At 62.7% G+C, this 14,213-nt stretch carries 10 protein-coding genes; 9 read left to right on the top strand and 1 reads right to left on the bottom strand.

All coding sequences use genetic code 11. The features are described 5' to 3' along the window. The first annotated feature begins 43 nt into the window (after positions 1 to 43). The 9 genes from XW59_RS27410 to XW59_RS27370 all read left to right on the top strand — a co-directional run bounded on the left by XW59_RS27410 (position 44) and on the right by XW59_RS27370 (position 13,349). Positions 44 to 1,024 (top strand): ABC transporter permease, encoded by a 981-nt coding sequence (locus tag XW59_RS27410; RefSeq protein ID WP_047144441.1) that lies wholly within the window; start codon positions 44 to 46, stop codon positions 1,022 to 1,024. A 1-nt stretch (position 1,025) separates the two neighbouring features. Next, entirely contained in the window at positions 1,026 to 1,949 is a 924-nt protein-coding gene (locus XW59_RS27405) for an ABC transporter permease (protein WP_047144440.1), read from the top strand. A gap of 57 nt (positions 1,950 to 2,006) precedes the next feature. Beyond that, positions 2,007 to 3,887 (top strand): ABC transporter ATP-binding protein, encoded by a 1,881-nt coding sequence (locus XW59_RS27400; RefSeq protein ID WP_082137477.1) that lies wholly within the window; start codon positions 2,007 to 2,009, stop codon positions 3,885 to 3,887. Next, a complete protein-coding gene (locus tag XW59_RS27395) occupies positions 3,884 to 6,199 on the top strand; it encodes a molybdopterin-dependent oxidoreductase (RefSeq protein ID WP_246666242.1) in 2,316 nt (771 codons plus the stop codon). Before XW59_RS27400 ends, XW59_RS27395 begins: the two co-directional genes overlap by 4 nt. A 170-nt stretch (positions 6,200 to 6,369) precedes the next feature. Beyond that, positions 6,370 to 7,086 carry an aspartate/glutamate racemase family protein gene (locus tag XW59_RS27390; RefSeq protein ID WP_246666245.1) on the top strand — a complete coding sequence of 239 codons (717 nt, stop codon included), beginning with the start codon at positions 6,370 to 6,372 and terminating at the stop codon, positions 7,084 to 7,086. Positions 7,087 to 7,134: 48 nt separating this feature from the next. Beyond that, positions 7,135 to 9,231, top strand: a complete 2,097-nt coding sequence (locus XW59_RS27385; RefSeq protein WP_047144437.1) for a hydantoinase/oxoprolinase family protein — start codon at positions 7,135 to 7,137, stop codon at positions 9,229 to 9,231. Continuing rightward, complete coding sequence (locus XW59_RS27380) at positions 9,228 to 10,928, top strand: hydantoinase B/oxoprolinase family protein (RefSeq protein ID WP_047144436.1); 1,701 nt, start codon at positions 9,228 to 9,230, stop codon at positions 10,926 to 10,928. The genes XW59_RS27385 and XW59_RS27380 overlap by 4 nt, the downstream gene beginning before the upstream one ends. A gap of 13 nt (positions 10,929 to 10,941) precedes the next feature. Next, positions 10,942 to 12,288, top strand: coding sequence for an MmgE/PrpD family protein (locus XW59_RS27375; RefSeq protein ID WP_170990236.1), 1,347 nt, complete (start codon positions 10,942 to 10,944; stop codon positions 12,286 to 12,288). 32 nt (positions 12,289 to 12,320) lie between these two features. After that, the gene (locus tag XW59_RS27370; protein ID WP_170990235.1) at positions 12,321 to 13,349 is read left to right on the top strand and encodes an AbrB family transcriptional regulator; all 1,029 of its coding nucleotides are present in this window, start codon (positions 12,321 to 12,323) and stop codon (positions 13,347 to 13,349) included. A 14-nt stretch (positions 13,350 to 13,363) separates the two neighbouring features. Here XW59_RS27370 and XW59_RS27365 read toward each other — a convergent pair whose 3' ends face one another. Further along, entirely contained in the window at positions 13,364 to 14,086 is a 723-nt protein-coding gene (locus XW59_RS27365; RefSeq protein ID WP_082137475.1) for a GntR family transcriptional regulator, read from the bottom strand. Positions 14,087 to 14,213: the final 127 nt, after the last annotated feature.

The following is a 14,213-nucleotide window of genomic DNA, read 5'->3' as shown; positions in this document are numbered from 1 at the left end:
ATCGGCAGGCCCTGCCGTCGACGTTTCAGCCAGAGGTTGCAACATGCTCGCTTCCCTTCTTCATCGTGTGTTCCAGGCGGCATTGATCCTGGTTGCGATGACGGTGATCGTTTTCATCGGCGTCAATGTGATCGGCAATCCTGTCGATATCCTCATCTCGCCACAGGCGGATCAGGCGGAACGTGCGCGCATCATCGCGGAACTTGGGTTGGACCAGCCGCTGTGGCGGCAATATCTGGCGTTTGTATCCAATGCCCTGCAGGGTGATTTGGGGACAAGCTACATCTTCAACCAACCTGCATTGGAGGTCATTCTCCAACGCCTGCCGGCGACGCTTGAACTGGCAGTCTTCGCAATGCTGATCGCGATCCTGCTCGGCATTCCGCTTGGCCTCTATGCCGGCCTGCGGCCGGAGTCGCCGATTTCGCGCACGATCATGGCCGGCAGCATTCTTGGTTTCTCCCTGCCCACATTCTGGGTCGGCATGCTGCTGATCATGGTCTTTGCCGTTCAACTCGGCTGGCTGCCCAATGGTGGGCGTGGCGAAACCGTAACAGTGCTCGGCACGCAGTGGTCGTTCCTGACCGTGAACGGGCTGACACATCTTTTTCTGCCTGCTCTGAACCTGGCGCTGTTCAAGACGTCCCTGATCCTGCGCCTCACTCGGGCGGGGGTGCGCGAGGTGATGCCTCAGAACTATATCCGGCTGGCGCGCGCCAAGGGCTTGAGCAACCGCCGCATCATCTTCGTACATGCGCTGAAGAACGTGCTTATCCCGGTCGTCACCGTGGTAGGGCTGGAGTTTGGCTCGGTAATCGCCTTCTCGGTCGTGACGGAAACCATCTTTGCCTGGCCAGGCATGGGCAAGCTGATCATCGACAGCATCAATGTTCTCGATCGGCCGATTATCGTTGCGTACTTGATGATCATCGTCGTCCTGTTCGTCGTGATCAATCTTGTCGTCGACGTTGCTTACACGCTCCTCGATCCGCGGGTGCGGCTCGACGGCACCAAAGGGGCCTGACATGACGGACACCTTCTCCAATCCGATCGAGAGCCCTGTTACTGCTCCCACGGTTTCGCCGATACGCAAGCTGGTACGCCAGTTCAGCCGATCGAAGCTGGCACTTGCCGGTCTCGCAGTGCTGGTCGCGATCTGCCTCGCCGCGATTTTCGCTCCGCTTTTGTCGCCGCAAGATCCCTACGACCTGATGCAGCTCGACATCATGGACGGCCAGCAGGCACCCGGCAGCACCTCGCTGGGGCACGGTTTCACCTTCCTTCTCGGCACCGACGACCAGGGGCGGGACATGTTCTCGGCCATCCTCTACGGATTGAGGATTTCGCTGGGGGTGGGGCTCACTTCCGCGATCGCCGCGGCGCTGATCGGGGCTACACTCGGCATGATCGCCGCCCATGCGGGCGGGCGCACCGAAGCGGTGATCATGCGTATCGTCGACCTTCAGCTCTCGTTTCCGGCTATCCTGGTGGCGCTGATGATCCTTGCATTCCTCGGCAAGGGCATCCTCAACGTCGTGCTGGCGCTCGTTCTCGTTGAATGGGCAACATTTGCTCGCGCTGCGCGTGGCTCGGCCCTGGTCGAGAGCCAGAAGGAGTATATCGAGGCGGCCGTGTGTATGGGGCTGCCGCTGCGGCGTATACTGTTGCGGCATCTGCTGCCAAACTGCCTTCCGCCGCTTATCGTGATCGCGACCATTCAAGTCGCGCGTGCCATCTCGCTTGAGGCGACGCTGTCATTTCTTGGCGTCGGCGTGCCGATCACCGAACCTAGCCTCGGTCTCCTTATCTCCAATGGCTATCAATACATGCTCGCGGGCTACTACTGGATGAGCTTGTTTCCAGGGATCGCGCTGCTGATCACCATTGTTGCCATCAATCTCGTCGGCGACCAGCTTCGCGACGTTCTCAACCCTCGCAACCGGAGCTGAGCAATGACGGGACAGCGCATGGAGGCTCCACTGCAGACAAATGAAGAAGGGCGTGACATGGCCGCACCGCTTCTCTCCATCCGGAATCTCACAACGTCTTTTCGCAACGACGGCCAATGGTCGCCGGTGGTGCGTGACGTGTCCTTCGACATCCGCGCACGCGAAACCCTTGCGGTGGTGGGCGAAAGCGGTTCGGGCAAGAGTGTTACCGCCATGTCGGTCTTGCGGTTGCTGCCCCCCGCATCAAGTCGGATCGAAGGGCGCATTACCTTCGACGGTAAGGATTTGACAGCGCTGAGCGACGAGGCCATGCGCGCGATCCGCGGCAACGACATCGCAATGATCTTTCAGGAGGCGAGCCTCAATCCGGTCTACAAGATCGGCTTCCAGCTTGCCGAAGTGCTGGTCGAGCATCGCGCCATGAGCCAGACGGAAGCACAGGCAGAAAGTGTGCGCCTGCTCGACCGGGTACGCATTCCGTCGGCGAAAAACCGGCTGGACGCGTATCCGCACAATCTGTCGGGCGGCATGCGCCAGCGAGTCGCTATCGCCATGGCGCTGGCCTGTCAGCCCAAGCTCCTTATTGCCGACGAGCCGACGACGGCACTCGATGTGACGATCCAGGCGCAGATCATTGAACTGATCAAGACACTGCAGCAGGAGGACGGGATGTCCGTCCTGTTCATCACGCATGACATGGGCGTGGTGGCGGAAGTTTCGGACAGGACGGTGGTGATGTATCGCGGGGAGCTGGTCGAGGCGGACACCACGGCCGAGATTTTTTCTCGGGCGAGCCATCCTTATACGAGGGCGCTACTCGCCTCGATCCCTCATCTGGGCTCGATGCGCGATCGCGATGCACCTTTGAGCTTTCCTCTGGTGGACCATCAGACCGGCGCCGTTTCCGAGCCGAAGGAAACTGTCGCTCGACCAAACCAGCAAGCCGAGCCGTTGCTCGCCGTGCGCGGGCTCAAGGTGAGGTTCAACATTCGCTCCGGTATTTTGGGCGGAGTGAGCGGGCGCGTCCACGCCGTTGAGGACGTGTCTTTCGATGTCAAGCCTGGGGAGACCCTGTCGCTGGTCGGCGAGAGCGGGTGCGGAAAGTCAACGACGGCGCGCGCCATCATGGGACTGGCCAAGTATGAGGACGGCGGTATCACCTTCAACGGAAAGCCGCTTGCAGGACTGACGGGCCAGGAGCAGCTGGCGCGCAAACGCGACGTGCAGATGGTGTTTCAGGATCCATTCGCCAGTCTCAATCCGCGCATGACGGTGGGCCAGGCGCTTTCCGAGCCGCTCGCTTTCCATACGAGCTTGTCGCGCGCCGGCATACGGGCACGGGTATACGAACTCCTGGAAGGGGTGGGCCTGCATCCCGACATGGCGAGTCGCTATCCGCACCAGTTCTCGGGCGGCCAGCTGCAGCGCATCGCGATCGCGCGCGCCCTTGCGCTTGAGCCGAAACTTCTGATCGCCGACGAGGCGGTCTCCGCGCTCGATGTTTCGGTGAAGGCGCAGATCGTCAATCTGATGATTGAGCTGCAGGAGCGGTTAGGCCTTTCCTACCTGTTCATCTCGCACGACATGGCGGTGGTGGAGCGGGTCAGCCACCGCGTCGCGGTGATGTATCTCGGCGAAATCGTGGAGATCGGGCCGCGCCAGGCGGTCTTCGGGAACCCGGCACATCCATACACTCGCGAACTGATGTCGGCCGTGCCGGTTCCCGATCCACAGCGTCGAGCGACAGAAACGCGGGTCCCGGCACGTGAATTGCGCAGTCCGATCCGCGCGCCAGATTTTCAGGCGCCCAAACGTATGATGCTCGAGGTGGGACCGGGCCATTTTGCCCAGGCAGATAGCGACGGGATCGTGACCCAGTTGACATCGCTGGCCGAAACTGCAGCGCAGACCCGGCAGCCTCGTCTGGCGGCCGAATGATGACGGGCGACCTTCTGCAGCACAGTTCCCATTGGGGTGCTTTTCGAGCCCGTCACGCCGACGGCGTCACGGAAATCCGGCCGTTGGCCAGCGACCCCGATCCGTCACCGCTGTTGGGCAATCTGCCGGCGGCACTCAGCAGCGATTGTCGTATCCTCAGACCCGCTGTGCGCAAGGGCTGGCTGGAGGATGGTCCGGGCGCCGACCCGCGTCGCGGGCGTGACGCTTATGTCGAGGTTTCGTGGAGCGAAGCACTTGATCTTGCGGCCGGCGAATTGCGGCGCGTTTATTCCGATTTCGGTCCTTCGGCGGTGTTCGGCGGTTCCTATGGATGGTCGAGCGCGGGCCGCTTTCACCATGCACAGAGCCAAATCCATCGCTTCCTCAACATGTTGGGTGGTTATACGCGCTCCGTAAACAACTACAGCGCGGGCGCGGCCATGGTCATTATCCCGCACGTGTTTGGTGACTATGACCGCTTCGAGCGGCGCAGTGTGAGCTGGCGGGCCGTTGCGGAACACAGCGAAATGGTGGTCGCCTTCGGGGGAATGGCGCTCAAGAACGCCATGGTGAATGGCGGAGGCAACAGTCATCATATCGTGCGCGGCCGTATCGCCCAGGCGGCCAAACGCGGGACACGCTTCATCAATGTGAGCCCGTTGCGTGACGATATGCCGGGCGAGGCCTTGAGCCGCTGGTTGGCGGTCAGGCCAGGCACCGATGTGGCGCTGATGCTCGGTCTTGCGCACACGCTCGTGGAAGAGGGGCTGCATGACTCGGCTTTTCTTGATCGGTACACGGAAGGCTACGCAGAGTTCGAACTCTATCTGCTGGGCAAGAGCGACGGCATAGCGAAGACTGCCGCGTGGGCGGCTGCCATTTGCGGCATTTCGGCTGCCGACATCAGGGCGCTCGCGCGGGAGATGGCGCGGTCCCGCACGCTGGTCACGGTCAGCCATTCACTTCAGCGCGCCGAACATGGCGAACAGCCGGTTTGGATGGCAGTCACACTGGCCAGCATGCTGGGGCAGATCGGGCTAGACGGAGGTGGTTTCGCCTATTCGCTGGGCGCGCTGGGCAACATCGGCAAGGATGCGCTGGCCGTGCCGCTGCCGACCTTCTCGCAAGGCAGCAATCCGTGTTCCGAGTTCATCCCGGTTGCGCGCATCGCCGATATGCTGCTGCATCCCGGCGAAACCTATCCGTTTAATGGTCGCGACCTGACCTATCCCGAAATCCGGCTCGTCCATTGGGCCGGCGGCAACCCGTTTCATCACCACCAGGACCTCAACCGGTTGCGCAGGGCGTTCGCCCGACCGGAGACTATCATCGTTCATGAGACGGGCTGGACAGCTTCGGCGCGGCATGCCGATATCGTGCTGCCGGCGACCGTGACCATGGAGCGCGAGGATATCGGCGCTTCGGCCTTCGACCCTCTGATGTTTGCCATGCATCGGATTGCCAAACCAGTCGGCGAGGCGCGAGACGATTATTGGATCTTCACCGAATTGTCGCGCCGGCTGGGGACGGAAGCCGCCTTTACCGAAGGGCGCAGCGTACGCGACTGGCTCGCTCATCTCTACGAGACAACGCGCGCAGCGCTCGAGCAGCGCGGCGACGCGCCGCCCGGATTCGAAAGCTTCTGGGCACATGGTGAGTTGCATCTTCCGGTGCTGGCCGACGAAGGCGGCCCGGCTCGTCTCTATCGTGCTGACCCGCAGGCCAATCGTCTCAAGACCCCAAGCGGCAGAATCGAAATCTTCTCAAGGCAGATAGCGGGTTTCGGCTATTCCGACTGCGCCGGCCATCCGAGTTGGTATCCACCGGCCGAAGGCTACGGCTCGGCGGCAATTCAGCGCTACCCGCTGTACCTTGTCGCCAACCAGCCTTCGACGCGCCTCCATAGTCAGCTGGATTACGGCGTGGTCAGCCTGGCTTCCAAAATTCATGACCGCGAGCCCGCGCGGTTGCATCCGGATACGGCCGCCGCGCGGGGCATCGTGGATGGGGATGTCGTCAGGATTTTCAACGATCGCGGCTATTGTCTCGCAGGCGCGCGGCTCAGCGACGAGGTGATGCCCGGCGTCATCCAGCTTTCCACCGGCGCATGGTTCGATCCTGCGGATCCGCAGACCGAGCAGACGGGGTGCGTTCACGGCAACCCCAATATCGTAACCCGCGATATCGGCACGTCGAGCCTGGCGCAGGGGTGCACCGGGCAACTGAGCCTGGTCGAGGTTGAGCGGTTCGAAGGCGACTTGCCGCCAGTTCGCGCGCTGAAGCCGCCGATCTTCGCGGCGCGAAACAAATGATTTTACAAAACTAAAAACATTAGTATGCAAGTGTTCTTGTTGTGTGTATTGTGTGCGGCAATGAGCATGACGCGCAGGTTGACGGTCGTCAGCCGCGCTTGACGGAAAGTCGAGGAGCACGGCGGACGGTTGCTATGAGACATGCGGACCTGCGCAGATTTGGCGTGATCATGCCCGGCGGCAACATGACCCTGGAGCGTGAATTGCCGTCGCATCTGCCGCCCGGTTTCACGATCAACTGGAGCCGGGTCTCGCGGCCCAACTGGGAAACGGTCAACCGGGAATCTCTGCTAGAGATGAACGCGCTGGCCATCCGCGGCGCGACCGATCTCGTGCGGCTGAAGCCGGAGCTCATCCTCTATGCCTGCACGAGCGGCAGCTTTATCGAAGGCGAGGGCGAGGAGGCGGAGATTGCCCGGCGCATTACGCAGGCAACCGGAATCGGGGCGCTGACCACGTCATCTGCAGTGATCGAGGCGCTGCAGGCATTGCAGGCCCGCCGCATCTTAATGGTGACGCCCTATCCCGACGAGATCAACGAGACGGAGGCACGCTTCCTCGCCTTTCACGGCATCACGGTCACCGCATGCGCGGCGTTTCACTGCGACGCCAGCCGACCCATTGCCTCGATCGCCTCGGAAGAGGTCGCGGCTCTGGTTCTGACGCATGAGGAAGAGGCGCGGGCGGCCGATGCGGTCTTTATCAGCTGCACCAATCTCCTGACCTTCGATCAGATCGACCGGCTCGAAGCCGAACTGGGCCGCCCGGTGGTCAGCTCCAATCTGGCCTCGCTCTGGTCAGCGCTGCGCGCGATCGGCGCGCCGCTCGCGGGAGTAGCACCCGGCCGCCTGTTTTCGGCTGCTGCCGTCTCCGACCATTCGTATTAAGAGCGCCGGCACTGCCTAGCGCCCGGAAAAAGAGGGAAGAAAAAGACAATGACGGATAGCAGGCAGGCGCGTCTGGCCGTGGATATCGGCGGGACCTTTACCGACATCGTGCTGGAGATCGCGCCCGGCCAGCATGTCTCGGGCAAGTATCTGACGACCCATGCCGCGCCCGAGCGCGCGGTTCTGGAAGGCACGCGCGATCTTCTCGCAAGAAGCGGCGTGTCGCCCGCCGATATCCGTCTTGTGGTCCATGGCACGACGCTTGCCACCAATGCGCTGATCGAGCGCAAGGGTGCCAGGACCGCGCTTTTGACGACGGCCGGTTTCCGCGATTCACTGGAAATGGCCTATGAGCACCGGTTCGAGGTGTCGGACCTCTACATGGTTCGTCCGGAGCCGCTGGTGCCGCGCAATCTGAGGCTCGAAGTGGATGAGCGGCTGGCCGCCGACGGCTCGGTCCTGCGCCATCTGGACGAGGAGTCGGTGAGGGCGCTGGTGCCCGTGCTCGAACGCGAGACCGTCGAATCCGTGGCCGTCTGCCTGCTTCACTCCTATGCGAATGGCGAGCACGAAACGCGGGTCGGCGCGATCCTGCGCGACGCGCTGCCGGGCCTCAATGTCACGCTGTCACATGAAATCTGCCCGGAAATCCGCGAATTCGAACGGGGCTCGACGGTCTGCGCCAACGCCTATGTGCAGCCGATCATGGAAAGCTATCTGCGCCGCCTGGACGTCGGCCTGAAAGATGCGGGCATCGACGCACAGGTCATGCTGATGATGTCGAGCGGCGGCCTGACCAGCCTCGAGATTGCCTGCGCGCAGCCAATCAAGTTGGTGGAATCAGGGCCGGCCGGCGGCGCGGTGCTGGCGGCCGACATCGCGCGCAAGCTGGATTTGCCCGAAGCGCTTGCCTTCGACATGGGCGGCACGACTGCCAAGCTCGTGCTGATCGATGGCGGCATGCCGCATCAGAGCCGATCGCTTGAAGTCGCGCGCGCCTATCGTTTTCTGCGCGGCAGCGGCATGCCGTTGCGGGTGCCCGTCATCGATCTCGTAGAGATCGGAGCTGGCGGTGGCTCGATCGGCGCGGTGGACGCGCTCGGTCGCGTGCAGGTCGGCCCGGAAAGTGCGGGCTCTGAACCCGGTCCTGCATGCTACGGGCGCGGCGGCACGAAGCCGACCGTCACCGATGCCGATCTGGTGATGGGCAAGATCGATCCCGAGACCTTCGCCGGCGGTATGATCAGCCTTGACATCGGCGCGTCGTGCGCTGCCCTCCAGTGTCATATCGGCGCCAGCGCGCAGATGGATGCGAGGACTTCCGCCATCGCGATTGTCGAGGTGGTGGATGAGAACATGGCCAACGCGGCCCGCGTGCACGCGACCGACAACGGCGCCGAACTGGAAGGGCGCACGATGATCGCCTTCGGGGGCGCCGCGCCGATGCACGCTGCGCGCATTGCCCAGAAGCTCGGGATCGACACGGTGATTGTGCCGCGTGGTGCAGGCGTCGGCTCAGCGCACGGCTTCCTCCTCGCGCCCGTCTCCTACGAGGCGGTGCGCACTCGGCTCATTTCTCTGTCGGCCTTCGACGTGGAACTGGCGCGTTCCGTTCTTGGCGAGATGCGCAAGGAGGCCGAGAGCTTCGTGCGGCTGGGTGTGACGACCGCCGCAGCGCTGGAGGAGCGGATTTCAGTTTACATGCGCTACCGCGGCCAGGGCCACGAAGTACAGGTTTATCTTGCCGCCGATGTTCTGGACAGAGATCCCGAGACCCGCATCCGGGAACTCTTCGAAATGGAGTATCGCAGGCATTTCGGACGGATCATTCCCAAGATGGAGATCGAGTGCCTGACCTGGACGCTCACCCTGGCCGCGCCGACGCCCGAAGCGGCAGCGGCCGATAGCGCGACGGCAAGTCCTGCTCCCGCTCCACGCCGCACCCAGACGCTGGTCGATCTCGCTTCGATGCAGGACAACCCGGCAAATATCTATCACCGCACCGACCTGGGGTGCGGCGCCAGTGTGGCGGGTCCGGCGATTATCGCCGAGGCCGAAACCAACACCATGGTTCCGGTTGGCTTCACCGCATGCACCGACACTTACGGAAACCTCATCCTCAAGACCGGAAAGGCCGCAGCATGAGCGACGCGACCAGGAATATCCAACTGCAAGTGATCTGGAGCCGACTGATCGCCGCCGTCGAGGAACAGGCGCGCAGCCTTATCCGTGCGGGCTTCTCGACCTCGACCCGCGAGGCCGGCGACGTTTCCGCCGGTGTCTTCAACCGGACCGGCGAAATGATCGCGCAGGCCGTGACGGGCACACCCGGCCACATCAACTCCATGGCGCGTTCCGTGCGCCATTTCCTCGATGAATATCCTATCGACACGATGCAGGAAGGCGACGCCTACATCACCAATGATCCTTGGAAGGCAACCGGCCATCTCACCGATCTTTCGGTGGTAACGCCGATCTTCCGCAACGGTCGGGCAGTGGCGCTGTTTGCATGCACCACTCATGTCGTCGATATTGGCGGCAATGGACCTTCGCCTGAATCGCGCGATGTCTATGGCGAAGGGCTTTTCATCCCGATTATGAAGATTGTCGATCGCGGCGAGATGAACGAGCATCTGCTGAAGATCGTGCGCGCCAACGTCAAGGAACCGATCCAGGTCGAGGGTGATATCTTCGCACTCGTCGCCTGCAATGATATCGGCGGCGCGCGGCTGCAGAAGATAATGGATGAATATGCTCTCGACGACATCGAGGCCGTGGGCAATCAGATTCTGGAGCGCAGCAAGCAGGCCATGATGGAGGCGATCGCCAGGCTGCCGCGTGGCACCTGGCGGAACCATATGCGCATCGATGGCTACGAAGCCCCTATCGACCTTCACGCCGCCGTCACGGTGGACGAGATGGGCGTTCATATCGATCTCGCCGGCACATCGCCAGCTTCGCGCTACGGCATCAACTGCCCGATGTGCTACACTGAAGCCTATGCAGCCTTCGGGGTAAAATGCCTTGTCGCGCCCAGCCTTCCCAACAATGCCGCGACGCTCGGCTGCATAACGATTACGGCGCCGGAGGACTGCATCGCCAATGCATCCTTCCCGCGCCCCGTCGTGGCCCGCTCCACCATAGGAATGTTCCTCCCCGATCTCGTCTTCGGCTGCTTCGAGCAGGCGATCGACGACGTCGTGCCGGCTGAAAGCACCGGTACGCTTTGGAACATCCGGCTCGGCGTTCAGCCGAGCGGCCAGGATCGCGGCTTCATGGTCACCACCTTCCATAGCGGCGGCGCCGGTGCGCGGCCGCGTCTTGACGGCCTTTCGGCAACGCCGTTCCCCTCCGGCATCCGTAACGTGCCGGTGGAGGTGACGGAGGCTATCACTTCGCTGGTCATCTGGAAGAAGGAGTTTCGCGAAGATTCCGGCGGGGCAGGTACATATCGCGGTGGTCTCGGACAGACCATGGTGATCGGCAACCGCGCTGATGCTCCGCTTACTTTCTATGCCCGCTATGAGCGGGTGGAGAATGCGCCAAAGGGACGTCAGGGCGGGCAGCCTGGCGCGAAGGGCCGGCTCAGCCTCGGCTCCGGCTCTGCACGCGTCAAGTCAAAGGGCATTCAGACGATTCCCGAGAAGGATACGATCATCATCGAGATGCCGGGTGGCGGTGGCTATGGCAGTCCGCTGGCCCGTGACCCCGAAGCTGTGGCAAAGGACGTGATGCTCGGCTATGTCACTGTCGAGGGCGCGCGCGAGCAATACAAGGTTGCGTTCGACGTATCCGGCCGGCTCGACCGCGACGCGACTGCGCGGTTGCGGGCAGCTGGCTGACCTCTGTGCCGCGATGAACTACCCGCTCACGCTCAAGCTGGCGCAGGCATTGGTTGGCCTGCGCGAGACGGTACTCGATCCGCTGGTTTCGGAGCGGGCCGCCATTGCCTTTCTGGATACGGTCGGGGTGATGATCGCCGCTCGCAGTGAACCTGCCGTGGCTGGCCTCAAACAAACGCTCGATGCCATCGGAGCAGGACCACGCGACAGCGCGCATTCGGCGCTTGTCGACGGAACGGCCGCGCATGCACTGGATTTTGACGACGTGGCCTTCGGCGGTCATATCAGCGCGGTTCTGATCCCGGCGATCATGGCGGTTGCCGCGCCGCGCGGGGCGAGTATCCGCGAGGTCGTTCTGGCGTATGTCGCTGGCTATGAAGCCTGGGCGGAGCTCGCAGCGCGCGAGGCCACGCTTTATCACGCCCGTGGACTGCATCCGACCGGACTCCTCGGCGCCGTTGCGGCCTCTGTGGCCGTTGGGTCGCTGCTGCGGCTGGACGAGCAGGGTATGGCGCGGGCATTGGCGATCGGCGCCTCGCAAGGCGCGGGGCTGATGGCGAATTTCGGCAGCATGATCAAGCCGTTTCATGCCGGACGCGCTGCGCAGTCGGGCGTCCTCGCGGCCTTCCTGGCCCAACAAGAATTCACGGCTTCGCCTGATGCGCTGGAAGCGCCAAACGGGTTTCTGGCGAGTTATTCGCCGGCCGGCCAGGTCGATCTGGAGCGACCGATCCAACTCGACGGACACGGCCCGGTTCTCGGCCGCAACGCGCCCAATATCAAACGCTATCCGGTCTGTTATGCCGGACACCGCGCGATCGACGCCGTGCTCGAACTGGGATCGACCTCGCTGATGGCGGATGCGGTAGAATGCATCGAGATCCGGTTGAGCCCTCGCCACTCCGACACGTTGCGCTATCGCGATCCGGAAACGGTTGCGCAGGCCCGTTTCAGCCTTGAGTTCTTCGCGGCTGCTGCACTCATGCGTGGTTGGGTTGGCCTTTCGGAACTCTCCGACGCCACGCTCGCCGATCCGACCGTGCGGCCTCTGATGAGGAAGGTCGAACGGGTTCTCAGCCACGATTTCGACCCGGATCTTGATGGCTGGGCGCGCGCCGATCGGGCTGCGCTGATCCTGAAGGACGGCACGCGCCTGGAAAGCCACCCGGTGAGACGGCCGAAGGGGCATGCTGAAAATCCGACGTCTCTCGAGGATGTGCACCGGAAATTCGTGGACTGCCTTCGAAGCGTGGGTGAGGGCGAACTGGCGCCATCGCTGTTTTCGGCGGTGAGCGGATTGGCAGAACCTGATGATGGACCGATCCCGGCCGCGTTGCGCGCCGTGTTCGTAGCATCCTGATGCTTTGCAGGCCCGCTGCCTATTCCGGAAGGGTGTTTTCGTTCCTGTTGACACTGGGCATTGCGACGCTGGGCGGTTACCTGTTTTCACTTGCCCATGTGCCGCTCGCCTGGACCATCGGCGCGATGGTGAGCACTACGGTTCTGGTTTGGATCAGGCCTGTCATGCTGCCGCGCGCAACGCGCCCGCTTGCGATGATTGTCTTGGGCACCAGTTTCGGGTTGGGCTTCAGCGCGCCGGTGTTGGTAGCGGTTTTGGCCGCGCTGCCGATCATCATGACAGCCGGGACGCTAATCGTCGTCGTTGGCCTGTGCCTAACGCCGCTTTTTGCACGGCTGGCGAAACTCGACAGGAAGTCGGCCTATTTCTGCACCGTGCCGGGCGGTATTGCCGTGATGCCGGTTCTCGCCGAGCGTGCCGGAGCGCAGATTGCACCGGTGGTCTTCGCCCAGACGATCCGCATGGTCATGGTCGTGCTGACCATTCCGCCGGCGGTCGCGCTGTTCGGTTCCGTGCGAGACGACAGCATCTTCCGTCCCGATCTGCCGCCGATCGACTGGTCGAATCTGGTGCTTCTGTTTGGCTTTACGATTGGCGGGGCGCTGTTGCTCTTGCGCTTGAAGGCAGCAAATCCATGGCTGATCGGCCCGTTGATCTGCTCGATGAGCATCACGGCCTTATGGCAAGCGCCCACCGGCTTTCCGCCCTGGCTGGTCAACGTGGCGCAGATAGGCATGGGCGCCGGGCTGGGCGTCAGGCTGACGAGGCGCTTTCTCTTCACAAGCGGCCGCCTGGCCGTCGCCTCACTTGTCTCGACTGGCATTCTGCTTGTCGTATTGACCACAGGTGCGGTTGTGCTCTCAGTCATCTCCGGTTTGCCGAGCGAGGCGGTCATTCTCGGACTGGCGCCAGGTGGAACGCCCGAAATGGTCGTCACCGCCGCCACGCTGCATATAGGCGTGCCGCTTGTGCTCGGATTTCACATCGTGCGCATGCTGATCAACAACCTGTTGATTGGTCCGATCTGGAGCGTTGCGAAGCGGCTCGGTTTTGACATCTAGCGCGATCCGCCGGATCAGCCGTTGCGGATTGCCAGCAGCATGCGGTGTTGGAGCGACGAGCGTACATGCTCGCGTGCTGCCGCTTCGGCCGCCTCGCTGTCACGTGCCAGAAGGGCGCTCACAATGGCTTTGTGCTCCGCGGTGGCCTGCCGGGCGCGATCACCCTTCGACAGCAGGCTAGGCAAAAGCGACATGGTCACGGATAGCTGTGACAAGCTGCGCAGGAGATATCGATTATGCGCCGCCAGCAGGATCATCTGGTGGATCCGCAGATTGATCTCGCTCAGCTCTTCGTAATTGCCCGGATGATGCAGTTCGGATTCATTGAGTTCAGCGATGGTGCGTAACTCGACGTCGCTGGCGCTTTGTGCGGCCTGCCGTGCCGCCGCTCCCTCCAGCACCTCGCGCATGAAATAGAGCTCGACGATCTGTTGATGGGACAGATCGGTGATGATGAGGCCGCGACGCGGCTCATTCGTCAAAAGACCGTCGGCTTCCAGCCTTACGATTGCATCGCGCACCGGCGTGCGCGACACGCCAAACCGGGCCGCCAGCTCGGCTTCCGTCACTCGCTCGCCAATTGACAGCGCGCCCTTGCGGATCGCGTCGCGGACCTTGTGATAGACCTCCGAGGTCAGGTCGCCGGAATTGATAGGATATTGCGATGCCTTGGGTGTCGCTCCCGCGGCCCCGCCAGCGGCCTCGTCCTTATCTCTTGCCTTACCACGTGCGGCCATCTGCTCTGTCCCTCCCACCGGCCGCGCGCCGCGTGCGAGCCGGCACGACAGGGCCGCAAAGACACCATCCAAGTTAATCGATAACCAAAAGAGGGCTGTGAGCCAAGCCGGAACGGTTGGAGTTCAC

Origin of the sequence: Aquamicrobium sp. LC103 (genome assembly GCF_001014615.2) — a bacterium.
Lineage (GTDB): Bacteria > Pseudomonadota > Alphaproteobacteria > Rhizobiales > Rhizobiaceae > LBCQ02.
The sequence above is the reverse complement of the archived record's forward strand: the minus strand, read 5'-3'. Positions and strand labels throughout refer to the sequence as shown.